The sequence below is a fragment of the Clostridium sp. MT-14 genome, assembly GCF_042436595.1.
Taxonomy (GTDB): Bacteria; Bacillota; Clostridia; order Clostridiales; family Clostridiaceae; genus Clostridium_B; species Clostridium_B aromativorans.
Window position 1 is genome coordinate 1 of sequence record NZ_JBHMIY010000025.1, and the last position, 15415, is coordinate 15415.

Genomic DNA, 15415 nt, shown 5'->3' on the forward strand with positions numbered 1-15415 from the left:
ATTTTGTTCCATATATTCAGGATGCTTCTCAAATACTGGTCCTATAGATCCTAAAACTTCTTCCACTGTTTGTAGGAATTCAGGCTCGTTTGAATTTCTTGCCTTTACTTTTTCAATTACTCCATTGACATAATTTTGTACTTTCTCATCAGTCATAAGTGGTAACACCCTCCTTGTGTGATTATTAATCACTTATTTATTAAATTACAGAATTAAGACATTTTTAATTTATCTTATATAAAAGTATTCTATATAAAATTCAAAATTCCTTCTTAAAATTACATAAAATCTTTTAATAATTTAATAAATTATTGCATATTATTCAATTTTCCTAATTTTAGCTAATTTTGATCTTTAAATGAGTAAACCTGGTATTCTTTCCAGATATCTTCCAAATCTGAAAATGTAGAGGATATTTTTTCTTTTTCTCGTAATCCTACAGCAATAATCAATGCGTTGATTACGCTTAAAGGTGCTACCAATGAATCTACAAACGAAGCCATATTGCTTTGAGCAATTAATGTATAATCAGATCTAGCTGCAAGAGGTGACAATAAGCTGTCAGTAATAGCTATTATTTTAGCATTTCTACTCTTAGCAAAGGCCAGTGCTTCAATAGTTCTCACCGCATATCTAGGAAATCCTATTCCTATGACTAAATCTCCTTCCTTTAAATTTATCATCTGCTCAAAGATATCACTTATTCCATATCCAACCACCTTCACATTATCTAATATTAAATTCAAATAAAAGCCTAAAAAATCTGCAATTGCAGTAGAACTTCTAAGGCCCAATATATATATTTTTTGAGCTTCAAATATACTGTCCACTACATCATCAAAAGTTTTATGATTTATTTTTTCCAGGGTAGCTCTTATATTTTCCATATCAGATTTTAAAACACTTTTTAAAGGGCTCTCCTGACTTACAAAATCATTTGACAATTCTATTCTCTGTACAGTGGTAAGTTTATTTTTTATAAGCTCCTGAAGGGATTTCTGCAATTTGGGATATCCTGAGAATCCCAGTTCATTTGCAAATCTAACTACCGTTGATTCACTTACACCTACATTTAAACCCAATTTTGCAGCAGTCATAAATGCTGCTTTGTCATAATGCTTTAAGATATACTCGGCTATTAATTTTTGACCTTTACTCAATCTTGGGAATTTAATTTGAATTGTCCTTATTAAATCTTGATTATTAACCTGTTCCATTTTCATTCATTCCTTTCTATCCACACTCAATCTATTTTGCAATATTTGTTTCATTTTACCATCTATTGATTAGATTATCAAGACATCTTTCAATTGTTTATCTATTTTATTTATAAGTATTTGTCATATTTGCATTTTTATTTTTTTATATAATTTATTTCTTCTTTATTCAAATATCTCCAACTTCCTTCTTTTAAATCTCCCAACTGTATATCTCCTATGGCTATTCTAGTTAATTTTAGTACAGGACAACCTATCTTGTCACACATCTTTCTTATCTGTCTGTTTTTACCTTCATGTATCTCTATTTTAACTTTCGACTCGTTTTTATTTTTATTTGCATTAATTACTTTAAAATTTGCGGCAGCAGTTATATATCCACCTATGTCCAATCCATTTTTAAATTTTTCTATGGCATCATTAGATGGTATGCCTCTTAATGTAGCAATGTATACCTTATTTCGTTCTCTCTTAGGGTGAGCTATATTATTATACACTTCTCCGTCATTAGTTAATATTATGAGCCCCGAGGTATTATAATCCAATCTGCCTATTGGATAAATCCTCTCTTTTACCTTTACAATATCCAGCAGCGTATTTCTTCCCCTATCGTCTTTAACTGTAGAAACATATCCTATTGGCTTATTTAACAATATATAAATTTTTTTCTCCCTCTTTTTTATTATCACATTATCTACAGAAATTACATCCATTTTATCATCAATCTTCACACCTAATTTATTTACAGTAATGCCGTTCACTTTTACTCTTCCCTGTAATATTATATTTTCACACTTCCTTCTTGAAGCTACACCACAATAGGACATGTATTTTTGTAATCTTTCTATCATAATTCATCACCCTTATTCTTAATCAATGCACAATTCACAGCTTTTAAATTTTTATTTAAATTAAAAAACAATCCTCAATGATATATCACCGAGGATTTTCTTCCTATTCCATTTCCTGTATGCTTATCTGTCTTATATGTTTAGTATGATCCCATTCCTTATTATTCTTGTCCAATATTCCCTGTATTGTTATCGGTATCCATGTTAAAGTGTATATTCCATAGAGCAAATACCATATAAACATCTTAAGAGGCTCTTTACCCCAGTTAAAAGATATAAAGGATACGAATATCAGCAGGTATACTATATTTCCAAGCAGCATTTCTAAAAAAGTAGGAGAACCAAAGATGTACGAAAGTACTATTATGTTTAGAGAATATAATGCAAATACAGAAAACATTTTCTTAGAAAGTTTACATTCTAAGGTCATTATAAAAGGTGTAATCAAAAATTGAAATATACTGAATATCTTCCATAAAGCCGGCAGAAACAGTGAATTTATGACAAATATATTTAAGCCACGTTCATTATTGTTCTGTAAAATAGTTATTAAAGCTGATAAACCAATCAACAATGTTATAAAAGGTTGTATAGTATATATCGCACAATCAAGAGATGTAAAACTTCTATCTCTTATAGATTTTTTTATAAGCTTAAAGAAAAATCTAGAGGAAACATCAGTGAAACCCTTCATCCATCTTTTTCTTTGATTCCAGGACTGTTTTAATGTCAAAGGCTTTTCATCATATACCACTGCATTATGAGCCCAGCCAACTTTGTGTCCATTTAAAACCAATTTACAGGTAAATTCCAAATCTTCAGTCAGGCAGGTTGCGCCCCATCCCAGTTCCCTGAGAATGTCTGTATCCATACAAAAACCGGTTCCACAAATCTGAGTTGACAATCCAAGATTTGATCTAGACAACTGGAAGAGCCTATTTGTAGTCCAAAATGAAATTGAATAAGAACCTGTTATCCATGAATCGTTTGGATTTTTACTGTCAACATAGCCCTGAACAACCTTGTATCCCTTGTTCAGTTTATAATTCATTTCCATTAGAAAATTTTTTGAAACCAAGTTATCAGCATCAAAAATAGCTATAGAATCATATTTTCTATCCATTTTAAATATCTTATTGAACATCCATTCAAGGGCATATCCCTTCCCCCTTTTATCGGGAACTTTTCTTTCATATACATTTACACCATATTTTCTTGCTATATCAGCAGTACTATCATCGCAATTATCCGCAATTACAAAAATATCATACATATCTTTAGGATAATCTATCTCCTTTAAACTCTCTATTATCTTTGCAATAACCATCTCTTCATTATGAGCTGCCACTAACAATGCAAAAGTATGATTGGGCGCACAATTTTTGGCACCATCATCTCTTTTTTTATAGAGTCCAAATAAAGAAAGTACTAAATAGTATATTGTGATTGTAAAAACTGATATTTGAAAAATAAATGTAAAATTAAAAATAAACTCTTTCATCACAAAAATCCTTCCTCGATATATTATTCTATTGTCCTCTAACAAATATACATAAATATCGTATATCATGATAACACAAATTTTAAATTGTACTGTATAAGTTGAAATATTCTGAATAGTATGAATTAACGTAAATATAATATTTTTTTATAGTTGTACAATTTAATATTGATAAAAAATATAATATATGTATTTACCCTATGCTATAATTTATTTGAGCAAATTTTAATTTCTAATAATATAAATTCTGAAAGGTGGTACGTTAATGGAACATATAATAGACTGCAAGGGTTTACAGTGTCCTCAACCGGTGATAAACACCAAAAAGTATTTTGATTCAATAAAAGAAGGAACTGCTACTGTCATTGTAGACAACGACGTTTCTAAAAGTAATCTGTTAAAATTCGCAAAGAGTAATGGTTTTGTCAGCGAGGCAAAACAAAAAGACAATCTATATTATATAACTATTACAAAGAATGCAGATAGCTGTCAACCAATGAATTTCGATGATAGAAAGCTAACTATAGTCATATCCAATGATAAACTGGGGCTTGGCGATGACAAACTTGGAGCAATTTTAATAAAGAGCTATTTGTATGCATTGACTGAAAGCAACAATTTACCAACTGATTTAATATTTTTAAATGGAGGAGTCAAATTGACCACAGAAGGTTCTGATTCCATAGATAATTTAAAAGTATTAGAAGAAAAAGGAGTACATATTTATAGTTGCGGAACTTGTCTTGACTTCTATGGCTTAAAGGAAAAACTTGTTGTAGGTGAAATAACTAATATGTACAGCATAGTTGAAAAAATGAATTCCTCGGACAACACCATAAAATTGTAATAACGCATCTTTATTTTAATATTTGATTGTAACGTCTTGATAAACTTTTCTGAGGTTCAGGTGGATGAAATCATTTTTCATAATCAGACTCCATCTGAACCTAAAAATTTACAACAATAAATTTCTGTATATATCTTTCCTTACATTTTTTAAAATAGGCAGAGAACTTCTAACCTTCTCTATATAATCTAAATTCAATTCTGATATTAGTATTCCCTCTTTTTCATCTAATATATTTATTATTTTTCCCCAGGGATCTGCTACAAGAGATTTTCCATAAGCAACATAGGAATAATTCATGTTTCTTGCTGGAGATATACCCACCATATAAAGTTGGTTGTCCATAGCTCTGCTTCTAAATAAAGTCTCCCAGTGATCAGGGCCTGTAGTCATATTAAAAACTGCAGGAACAAATATAATTTTTGCACCCTTAAGTGCCATAATCCTTACAAGTTCTGAAAATCTTATATCAAAGCAAATAATTACACCTATTTTCCCCCACCTTGTATCTATCACCGGCATTCTATTTCCTGGAGTTAAAATATCGGATTCCTTAAAATTTATCTTGCCCTGTATATTCACATCAAACAAGTGTATTTTTCTATACTTTTCAGCTAATTTCCCACTTTCATCGAAAATAAAGGAGGTATTATATAGATTATCTTTTTCATCAATTTCAGGTATAGATCCTCCTATTAAATATATTCCAAGTTCCCTTGCTGTAGAAGATAACATATTTAAAGTCTCACCATAATTACTGGAACTTTCTGCATATTCTCTAAAATATTTGAGATTATAATAGCAGTTAAAAATTTCGGGCAGAGCTACTATCTCAGCCCCTCTGTGCACTGCTTCATGAATCATATATTGAGCTCTTTTTAAATTATCCTTTTTACTTGACTTTGAAACCATCATCTGGCACAAGCCTATTTTCATTATCAAAGCACCTCCAATATTCCTGGGCTGTATTCAATTACATATAATTATAATTTATTGTCCTAAACTATTCAATGTTTGGTAAAAAATTAATAGTTAATACATAATTTTAGATTAAGTTCAATGTATATAATATAAAATCTATTGCTTAAAAGAATTTAAAACTATATAATTTTATATGGTATTAATCATCAACATTTTATAGTTAAGAGGAGATCTTTTAATGAAACAACATGCATTTTCAAGAACTGAACTGTTAATTGGTACAAAGGCTTTGCAAAAATTAAGAGAAAGTACCGTAGTAATATTTGGATTAGGTGGCGTAGGTGGGTTTACTCTTGAATCACTTGCCAGAAGTGGTATAGGTCACCTAGTACTCGTAGACGATGACACTGTCTGCCTAACCAATATAAACAGGCAAATACAAGCCAACTTTCATACAATAGGTAAATATAAAGTAGATGTCTTAAAAGACAGAGTTTTAGACATAAATCCAAATTGCAGAGTAGAAACTTATCGTACATTTGTAAAAGATGACAATATAAATGAGATTATACCAGATAATACAGACTATGTAGTGGATACAGTTGATACAGTATCTTCTAAGATATCTTTAGTACTCTGGTGCAAGTCTCACAATATAAATGTAATAAGTTGTATGGGAGCTGGAAATAAAATGGATCCGACTCAATTTAAAATATCAGATATATACGATACAAAAATATGTCCTTTAGCCAAGGTAATGCGGCGTGAATTGAAAAAAAGAGGGGTAAGGGAATTAAAGGTCTTATATTCCGAGGAAGTTCCTCAAAAACCTAAAATTGATGAAGTGGTAACCTGCAAAGAAGGCTGTGTCTGTATAGGGGGCTCTAGAAAATGTCTTGCCAAGCGTCAAATACCTGCAAGCAATTCTTTCGTGCCTCCTGTAGCAGGAATGATAATAGGTGGAGAAGTAATTAAAGATATAATATATGGATACAATAATCATCAGTAAAAACAGAACTATTTACTAAATGTTATCTTGATCCTCTGAAGTAAAAGCATTTGTAGAAAAACATTTTTCTACCTCCTTTATTTCAGAAGGAAGTACCTTCCAATCGTTTGTTTTTATTTTATTTTTTCTTTTTAATTTAAATATCAATATGTTTTTTCTATTCTCCATCCATTTCCATTGAACAATATTTTCCCAGTAAGTAAAATTATAATATGCATTACTATAAAAACTCTTTTCACCTATTCCCTTCGAAGTGATTATTTTTATCTTGCTGAAATCATAAACACTAACCAATATATAGGCAACAATCAATACAGAAAGTATTGAAAAATAACCTGTCACCAATATGTAAATTATATATATCACAAGTCCTATAAAAATCAAAGATAGAGCTTTTCTTCTTTCAGAACTCCATTCCAGTATTAAAATATTTTTTCCATAATCTCTTTTAAAGGATCTTCCTTTCACAAAAGATAAAAAAAGCTGTGCTATTAAAGCCATAGATAACATTATTTTTAATACATTATCAAAATACAAACATTTCACCTAATTTCTTAAAATTTGATTATACCACTTTAGAATACAGGAAATTTGAAAAGCTTGCAATATCATTATTATTTAAAAATATTCCCTGTGCCTGGTAAGCATTTCCGCCACCCTTCCCATTAAAACTTTTTATATTATCTTTAAACAGCTTTCCGCAGTTGATTTCATTTTTCAAATTATTTATAAACAATATTCTCTTATCTATATTTGAATACAAAATCAATATATATTTCTCCGACTCCTCCTCTAAAATAACAGAAGCTATAAGTTTAATTTCCTCAAATTTCTTATCATCATATCCCTTTAAAATTATATTCGAAGTTTTATCTTTAATAATATCCTTTACCTCATATCTAGCTAGGGTTTTTTTCATATCCTTGTTTTCTGTTAGAAGTTCTTTAATTTCATTTTTTTCAAAATTTACCCTGTCTTCTATGTGAAAAATCTCTGTTGAAAAATCTTTGCTTAAATCCATGATTATTTTATGTTCTTTCTGAAAATCCGCTAATGCTCTATTGCCGCACTTAAAATATATTCTAGTCATCTTTTTATACTTTTCTGCCTTCAGTATTTTCAATATACCTATTTCGCCAGTTCTTAATACATGAGTGCCACAGCAGGCACAGCAATCCATATTGAGTGCTTGAACTATCCTCACATTTTCTACACCTTCCTTAACTTGCTTTCTTAAAGGAAATTTCAAACTTTCTTTCCTTGAAACCACATAAGTTTTTATAGTTCGATTTTTATAAATACATTCATTTACTAAATTCTCTATTCTGTTTATCATGTTCTCATCCATAGGTTCTATATCAATATCTACCGTTACATGATCTTCCCCCAGATGAAATCCTCTATTGTTTCCATTGAATAAAGTAAATATAACTCCAGATAATAGGTGTTCTCCAGAATGCTGCTGCATATAATCAAATCTCTTTTTAAAATCAATTTTACAGGTTACACATTTATTTTTGGGTTTACCTTCAATACAGTGATATATAACTCCATTGTCCTCATATACATAATTTACCTTTAAGCCATCAATAGTACCTGTATCAGAAGGCTGTCCCCCACCTTCTGGATAAAATATGGTCTTATCTAAAACCACTTTTATTTTATCATCTTCTTCTAATATCCGTACTATTTTTGATCTACATTCTTTTAAATATGCGTCTTTATAAAATAATTTTTCGGTCAATTTTATCAGCTCCTTTTATGTTCTATTTTTATTATATACTTTATTTGGTTTACATTGTTTTTAATTTACATAATATTTATAATGTAAATTAAACAGCTGTCATAATATTTTCATTGGTAAATATCTTATGTAAAATAAAAAATTTATCTCTGAACTTTTAAAAAAGCACAGATTTTGACTTGAAATCAAAACCTGTGCTTTTTAGATAATTTTAATTTAGCAAACTTTTATTTTATACTAGCTTTTATTTTTAAGAGTACGTTTTTCATCATTTAATATACTGTGCCTCATACCGTAGATGAAATACACCAATAATCCTGCTCCCGTCCATATTGCAAATCTAACCCAAGTAACACCTGGAAGACTTAGCATGAGATACAGACAAAATATTATTGTCAAAATTGGCGTAAATGGGACTGCTGGACATCTAAACTTTCTTTCCACATCAGGCATGGTTTTTCTCAGTATAATAACTCCTATAGACACAAATAAAAAAGCTGACAGTGTTCCAATATTACATAGGTCTATAATTACAGTTAAAGGGAAAAATCCACATATTATAGCAGTTATTATTCCAGTTATTATAGTACATGTACCCGGAGTCCTGTGTTTGTCATTCACTTTAGAAAATACTTCAGGAAGTAGTCCATCTCTTGCCATAACCATAAATATTCTAATTTGCCCATATAATATTACAAGAATAGTTGAAATCATTCCAACAACAGCTCCAACACCAACTAATGCAGATCCCCAGTTAATGCCCACTCTAGCAAGAGCTCCTGGAAGAGCATTATTTAAGTCAATGGATTTAAAAGGTACCATTCCTGTAAGTATAGTTGAAACAGCTATATACAATACTATGACCAATCCCAGACAAATAGCAAGCCCAATAGGGACATCTCTTTTGGGATTAGCCGTTTCTTCCGCTGCAGTAGATACTGAATCAAAACCTATAAAAACAAAAAATATAATGGCGGCTCCAGACATTATACCCTTGAATCCATAAGGTGCAAAAGGATGATAATTTGCAGGGTTTATATGTGTTACACCGATAAATATGAATATAAATATCACTAACACTTTTATAACAACTATAATATTATTTACTTTAGAGCTCTGAGTGACTCCAATGTACAATACCCAAGTTATAATTGCCACAATTATAATAGAAGGCAAATCCACTATACCTCCTGCCAACGGAGAATTAGTCAGCTGATAGGGTAAATTAATACCACAGGCTTTCAGTACTCCAACAAAAGTTCCTGACCAACCAGAAGCGACTGCTGCTCCAGAAACAAGATATTCCAGCATTAGATTCCATCCGATAATCCATGCCACAATCTCACCAAAAGCTACATAACAATAAGAATAAGTGCTCCCTGCTACTGGAAACATTGTAGCAAGTTCTGAATAGGTAAGTGCACAAAGTGCACTTGTAATAGCTGCTATGGCAAATGAAATTGTAATAGCAGGACCTGCCAACTGTGCTCCTTGCCCCGTAGATACAAATATACCAGTTCCAACCACAGAACCAATTCCCAAAGCTGCAAGATCAAAATAATTCAATTTTTTTCTGAGCCCGCTTTTTTTCACGGAAACCCTAAAATCCTCCACAGTTTTTTTCCTCAATAGATTCACATACAATCCCCCTTATTTCTTAATATTATATTTCTACTTTTATTTTCTTTTCCACCAATTTTAAAAGCTCTCCACTGGTTATAAGCTCTTCACATTTATCCAGATCCTTATACATGATCTCATCCTTTTCTATGAAATTCACCCTATTTCTAACAGCTTTATATGCTTCTCGAGTACCCTTTCCCAATTTAAGTCCGTCTCTAAAATCTATAGCCTGACATGCAGCCATCAATTCCGTTGCCAATACTCTGGCTGTATTATTTACGATTTCCAGGCTTTTCCTTGCAGCAATAGTACCCATACTCACGTGATCTTCCTGATTTGCAGAAGAAGGTATAGAATCTACTGATGCCGGGTGAGCAAGTATCTTGTTCTCCGATACCAAAGCTGCTGCTGCATATTGCGTAATCATAAATCCAGAATTAAGTCCTCCGTTCTTCGAGAGAAAAGGCGGCAGATCATTAAGCTGATAATTTACCAGTCTCTCCAACCTTCTTTCAGATATATTAGCTATTTCAGCCACTGCAATTCCAAGAAAATCAAAGCTCAAGGCCATAGGTTCGCCGTGGAAATTTCCTCCAGAAATCACATCTGAATTTTCAAATATAATAGGATTATCCGTAACAGAATTTATTTCTATTTCCACTTTTTCTTTAACATAATTTACAGCATCCTTGCTGGCTCCATGAACCTGTGGTACACATCTTAACGCGTAGGCATCTTGTGTTCTAAGATCACCCTGATTAGTTATGAAAGAACTATCCTGTATCAAAGCAAGTATATTTTTAGCCGTCTGTACCTGACCTTTATGAGGCCTCAATTTATGTGTCCTCAAGTCAAACGCATCTCTTATTCCTCTTAAAGCTTCCATGGTAAGAGCTGCTGTAATATCACTTACTTTCAAAAGGTTTATGGCCTTGTATAATGCCAGGGAGCCAACCGCAGTCATCACCTGAGTTCCATTTATAAGGGCCAATCCCTCTTTGGCTACTAATTCAACTATAGGTATGTCTGCTTTTTCCATAGCCTCTTTTCCCGGTAAAATTTCTCCATGAAATTCAGCTTCTCCCTCGCCAATCATAGGCAATACCATATGTGCAAGAGGTGCTAAATCACCAGAAGACCCTAAAGAACCCTTCTCAGGAATAGATGGATGTACTCCCCTATTTAGCATATCAAGAAGTGTTTCAAAAACATTTAACCTTATTCCGGAATATCCCTTTGCCAGATTATTCGCCCTCAACAGCATTATCGTCCTTACTATCTCTTTGGGAAATTTTCGACCAAAGCCGCATGAATGGGACATTATTAAGTTCTTCTGAAGTGTTTTGCACTCTTCTCCCGTTATGATCACGTCAGAAAATTTGCCAAATCCCGTAGTAATTCCATATTTTATATCATTTCTGCTGACTATTCCGTCGATTACTCTTCTCGACCTGTTGATTTTTTCTTTAACTTCTTCAGTCACATCAACTTTATAATCATAATATGCAACATTTATAACCTCTTCCAGTGTAAGATTTTCACCCTTCAAAGTAACAATTTTCATATCTTTATTTCCCCCTTATGATCTCTGCCATTTGCCAATTGAGTGTTATTCTAATTTACTCTCTACAATTCTCATTATCTTTTCTTTTTCATCTCTGCTTTTTTTCAGTAAATTATCACACTTGTTTTTCAAATCCACTTTATGATCTTTATCCTCAATATTTTGAATATTTATTTTTATATTAAGAACAGCACCTTCTACTGCAGTTTCTACCAAAGAAGCTGCCACTCCAGCATCTGAAATTGCATTTTTGTTTCCATAATTTACAGCAATAAATATATATGGATACAGCCTATAGGCACTTTCAGCCACCTGAAGAGGAATTTCAAGAGAACTATCATTACCTTTCTTTATAGCATTTTTCCTTAATTCTATCTCCATATCCGTATTTTTTGGCATTTTATAAGCCTTCATCAATGACAGAAAAGCTTCTGTATCTTTCTCCACAAGATTTAAAAATTTTTTACTATATAAATTCACTTGATACAGCGAAGAGTCAATAGCATTCTTTACTGTATCCTCATATTTCAAGTAGTCCTTTTTCCCAATTGTCAAGTTAAATACCATACTAGCTAATGCACTGGCCAGAGAGGCCGAAAGGGCTGCAATACTTCCTCCTCCTGGAGCCGGCGAGCTTGATCCCAATTCCTCTACAAATTCTTTTAATCTAAGATCCTGTAACATCGATTACCTCTCCAATCAAAATCGGTTATATTATACTATATTAGTGTACACTAATTTTCCATTTTTTACTACAATTTCTCCGTTCTTAACTACAGTGTCAACCGCATTTACTCCAAAATGATATATAAGATAATCTAGACTTTTAGCATTAAATACAGTTATATCCGCTTTTTTCCCAGCTTCAATACTGCCTATTTGACTTTCTCTTGAAATTGCAGCTGCCCCATTTATGGTCATAGCATTTATTATTTCTTCCGGAAGCATTTTAAGTCCAAAGCAGGCAAAAGTCATGGTTGCCTGAAGAGACTCCGTAGGCGAAGTACCTGGATTGCAGTCCGTAGCCAGAGCCACTATAACCCCTTCTTCTATCATCTTTCTTGCTGGTGCAAACTTATTTAACATCAGATAAAAGGATGTAGTAGGTAAAAGTACTGCAACTACCTTATTATCAGCCAGAGACTTGATACCTTCATCAGAAGCAGATACTAAGTGCTCTGCAGATACTGCCCTCATTTCACCTGCTAATTCCGCTGCTGACGCAGATTCAACTTCATCCGCATGAATTTTAGCTTTAAGTCCAGCTTTTTTTCCTGCCTCTAAAATTTTTCTCGCCTCTCCTGCAGTGTATACACCTTTTTCACAAAAACAGTCAACAAATTCAGCCATATTATGTTCCCTTACATATGGTATCACCGAATTTATCATGAAATCTATATAGCCCTCTCTATTATCCTTAAATTCCTCCGGAATAGCATGGGCCCCCAAATAAGTGGAAACTATATCCATAGGGTGCTTTTTATTTAAATTTTTATTTACTTGAAGCATTTTCATTTCATTTTCAAAATCCAGTCCATAACCTGATTTACTTTCCACAGTAGTAGTTCCATGAAGAAGCATCCGATCCAATCTATCCTTTGTCTCATTTTCAATTTTTTCCATAGGGGTCTTTCTCACACTATTTACAGTGCTCAGTATTCCCCCTCCGGCTTTAAGTATATCAATATATTTTACATTTTTGAGCTTCATGGAAAGCTCCTTTTCTCTTGAACCCGCATATACAACATGTGTATGGCTGTCCACCAGACCAGGAGTTACTGTTTTGCCCCTGCCGTCTATTACAGGCCTATTACAATCTAAGTATTTTTTGTATCCATCCCCACTGCCAACTTCAACTATATTATCCTTGTCTACAATTATATACCCATTATCAACTATACCTGCATCCTTTAAATTTTCTTTTATTTTGGGAAAATTTCCTGCACAAGTGACAAGACAGCTTATATTTTTAATTATCATAATAATTACCTCCATTTTTCAAGCTAATAACAAGTATATATTTATTTAAAATATTTACCCACTGCTTTTTTTACAGCTTCTTCATCTGCCAGATATGGAAGAGTTACATGATCTGTTCCAACATTGTTTTTATTAAACTCCATTACAGTTTCAATAGCATGCTCATTTCTGGCCCAGGAACGCCTTGAAACTCCACTCATAACATCCCAGTTCAAGGCTGACTTAATAATTCCGTCTACCCTGAAGCTTCCATCAAGCACCAGTCCAAAGCCTCCATTTACAGCTTTTCCTATGCCTACTCCACCTCCATTATGCAGGGCCACAAGGCTCATTCCTCTGGCAGCATTCCCTGCATAACATTGAACTGCCATATCTGCCATCACATTGCTTCCATCTTTGATATTAGAAGTTTCCCTGAAAGGAGAATCCGTACCACTCACGTCATGATGATCCCTTCCCATCATAACAGGCCCTATTTCGCCCTTTCTAACCATTTCATTAAATCTCAATGCTATATCAACTCTACCCTTAGCATCCTGGTACAATATTCTGGCCTGGGTGCCAACTACCAACTGATTTTTTTCGGCATCCTTTATCCAGTTGTAATTATCTCTGTCCTGATATCTTCTATCTGGATCTATACATTCCATAGCAGCTCTATCAGTTTTAACCAAGTCTTCTTCCTTCCCACTTAGACAAACCCATCTAAAAGGTCCATAACCATAGTCAAAAAGCTGAGGCCCCATTATATCTTCTACGTAGGATGGGAATATAAAACCATCTTTTTCATCTATTCCATTTTTAGATATTTCTTTAACACCTGCATCGTATACAGCTTTCATAAAGGAATTTCCATAATCAAAGAAATAAGTCCCCTTATCTACCAAAGATTTTATCAATTCAAAATGACGTCTTAAACTTTTATTTACCAAAACATTAAATTTTTCTCTATTTTCTGCTAGAAGTCTTGTCCTTTCTTCAAAGCTAATTCCCTGGGGACAGTATCCACCTTCATATGCAGCATGACAGGAAGTTTGGTCCGACAGCAGATCAACTTTTATATTGTTTTTAACTACATACTCCAGTAGATCCACTATATTTCCATAATAGGCAATTGATATACTCTCTTTCCTTCTTAAGTAATCCTTTACAGTTCTAAATATTTCATTTAAGTCTGAAGAACATCTTTTAACCCATCCCTGCTTAAGCCTTGTATTTATTCTCGATTTATCCACTTCAGCTATTACTCCAACTCCTTTTGCTATTTCTATAGCCTTTGGCTGGGCACCACTCATTCCGCCAAGACCTGAAGTAACGAACAAATGCCCCTTCAAGTCACCATCATTTGGAATTCCAAGTTTTAATCTTCCTGCATTCAACAGAGTGTTAAAAGTTCCATGTACTATTCCCTGGGGTCCTATATACATCCAACCTCCGGCAGTCATCTGCCCATAGTTTGCAACTCCCATTTCCTCTGCAACTTCCCAATCCTTTTCATTATCGAACATGCCTACCATAAGTGCATTAGTTATTATGACTCTAGGCGCCTCCGGCTTTGATTTAAATAGTCCGAGAGGGTGACCTGACTCTACTACAAGTGTTTGATCTCGAGTCATAATTTCCAGATATTTTTTTATAAGTCTATACTGCATCCAGTTTTGACATACACTTCCTGTCTCACCATAGGTAACAAGCTCGTAAGGGTACAACCCAACTTCAAAATCCAGATTATTGTCTACCATAACTTGAAAAGCCTTGCCCTCTATGCAATTTCCCTTATACTCTTCAATTGGTTTACCATAAATTCTTCCTTCAGGTCTAAATCTGTATCCATAAATTCTTCCTCTTGTAGTCAGTTCCTCTAAAAATTCAGGTATCAACTTCTCATGATATTCAGGTGGTATATACCTTAAAGCATTTTTTAAAGCAATTTCAGTTTGAGATCTCGACAAATTAAACCCTCTGTTTGGAGCTCTCCTTATTCCCTCTACAAATTTAGGCATTTCAGGCAGTTCGTCATCTAACTTTACAGTCATGGACTTACTGATATATAGATTATCAATCATAATACTTCCTCCTTCTAAGATTAAACTGTTTACGTGTAAAATCAACATATAGTTATTCAAATATTGCATTAATTGAATATCAACAAAAAATA

13 protein-coding genes are annotated in these 15415 nt (G+C 33.0%); 2 read left to right on the forward strand and 11 right to left on the reverse strand.

The features are described from left to right. Positions 1-341: 341 nt before the first annotated feature. The 3 genes from ACFHWD_RS15185 to ACFHWD_RS15195 all read right to left on the reverse strand — a co-directional run bounded on the left by ACFHWD_RS15185 (position 342) and on the right by ACFHWD_RS15195 (position 3569). Positions 342-1217, reverse strand: a complete 876-nt coding sequence (locus ACFHWD_RS15185) for a MurR/RpiR family transcriptional regulator (RefSeq protein ID WP_150358990.1) — start codon at positions 1215-1217, stop codon at positions 342-344. Positions 1218-1354: 137 nt separating this feature from the next. Then, positions 1355-2068, reverse strand: a complete 714-nt coding sequence (locus tag ACFHWD_RS15190) for a pseudouridine synthase (protein WP_150358991.1) — start codon at positions 2066-2068, stop codon at positions 1355-1357. A 103-nt stretch (positions 2069-2171) separates the two neighbouring features. Continuing rightward, positions 2172-3569 (reverse strand): glycosyltransferase family 2 protein, encoded by a 1398-nt coding sequence (locus tag ACFHWD_RS15195; RefSeq protein ID WP_179977351.1) that lies wholly within the window; start codon positions 3567-3569, stop codon positions 2172-2174. 265 nt (positions 3570-3834) lie between these two features. Between ACFHWD_RS15195 and yedF the strand changes: the two genes are divergently transcribed. Next, the gene (gene yedF, locus ACFHWD_RS15200) at positions 3835-4416 is read left to right on the forward strand and encodes a sulfurtransferase-like selenium metabolism protein YedF (RefSeq protein WP_150357178.1); all 582 of its coding nucleotides are present in this window, start codon (positions 3835-3837) and stop codon (positions 4414-4416) included. A gap of 108 nt (positions 4417-4524) precedes the next feature. Here yedF and ACFHWD_RS15205 read toward each other — a convergent pair whose 3' ends face one another. After that, the gene (locus ACFHWD_RS15205) at positions 4525-5352 is read right to left on the reverse strand and encodes a carbon-nitrogen hydrolase family protein (protein ID WP_150357179.1); all 828 of its coding nucleotides are present in this window, start codon (positions 5350-5352) and stop codon (positions 4525-4527) included. Positions 5353-5575: 223 nt separating this feature from the next. Between ACFHWD_RS15205 and ACFHWD_RS15210 the strand changes: the two genes are divergently transcribed. Continuing rightward, the gene (locus ACFHWD_RS15210; protein WP_150357180.1) at positions 5576-6346 is read left to right on the forward strand and encodes a ThiF family adenylyltransferase; all 771 of its coding nucleotides are present in this window, start codon (positions 5576-5578) and stop codon (positions 6344-6346) included. 15 nt (positions 6347-6361) lie between these two features. Here the strand turns inward: ACFHWD_RS15210 and ACFHWD_RS15215 are convergent, their stop codons facing one another. The 7 genes from ACFHWD_RS15215 to ACFHWD_RS15245 form a co-directional block, all read right to left on the reverse strand. Then, the gene (locus ACFHWD_RS15215; protein WP_179977350.1) at positions 6362-6883 is read right to left on the reverse strand and encodes a hypothetical protein; all 522 of its coding nucleotides are present in this window, start codon (positions 6881-6883) and stop codon (positions 6362-6364) included. Between the two features lie 28 nt (positions 6884-6911). Continuing rightward, complete coding sequence (locus ACFHWD_RS15220; protein ID WP_150357182.1) at positions 6912-8090, reverse strand: alanine--tRNA ligase-related protein; 1179 nt, start codon at positions 8088-8090, stop codon at positions 6912-6914. A 237-nt stretch (positions 8091-8327) separates the two neighbouring features. Next, positions 8328-9728, reverse strand: a complete 1401-nt coding sequence (locus ACFHWD_RS15225) for an APC family permease (protein ID WP_378062644.1) — start codon at positions 9726-9728, stop codon at positions 8328-8330. A gap of 25 nt (positions 9729-9753) precedes the next feature. Beyond that, positions 9754-11277 (reverse strand): histidine ammonia-lyase, encoded by a 1524-nt coding sequence (gene hutH / locus ACFHWD_RS15230; protein WP_150357184.1) that lies wholly within the window; start codon positions 11275-11277, stop codon positions 9754-9756. A 45-nt stretch (positions 11278-11322) separates the two neighbouring features. After that, on the reverse strand, positions 11323-11961 hold the full coding sequence (locus tag ACFHWD_RS15235; protein WP_150357185.1) for a cyclodeaminase/cyclohydrolase family protein: 639 nt from the start codon (positions 11959-11961) through the stop codon (positions 11323-11325). A 30-nt stretch (positions 11962-11991) separates the two neighbouring features. Further along, positions 11992-13257, reverse strand: coding sequence for an imidazolonepropionase (hutI, locus tag ACFHWD_RS15240; RefSeq protein WP_378062645.1), 1266 nt, complete (start codon positions 13255-13257; stop codon positions 11992-11994). Positions 13258-13298: 41 nt separating this feature from the next. Continuing rightward, positions 13299-15323 (reverse strand): urocanate hydratase, encoded by a 2025-nt coding sequence (locus tag ACFHWD_RS15245; RefSeq protein WP_378062646.1) that lies wholly within the window; start codon positions 15321-15323, stop codon positions 13299-13301. Positions 15324-15415 lie beyond the last annotated feature (92 nt).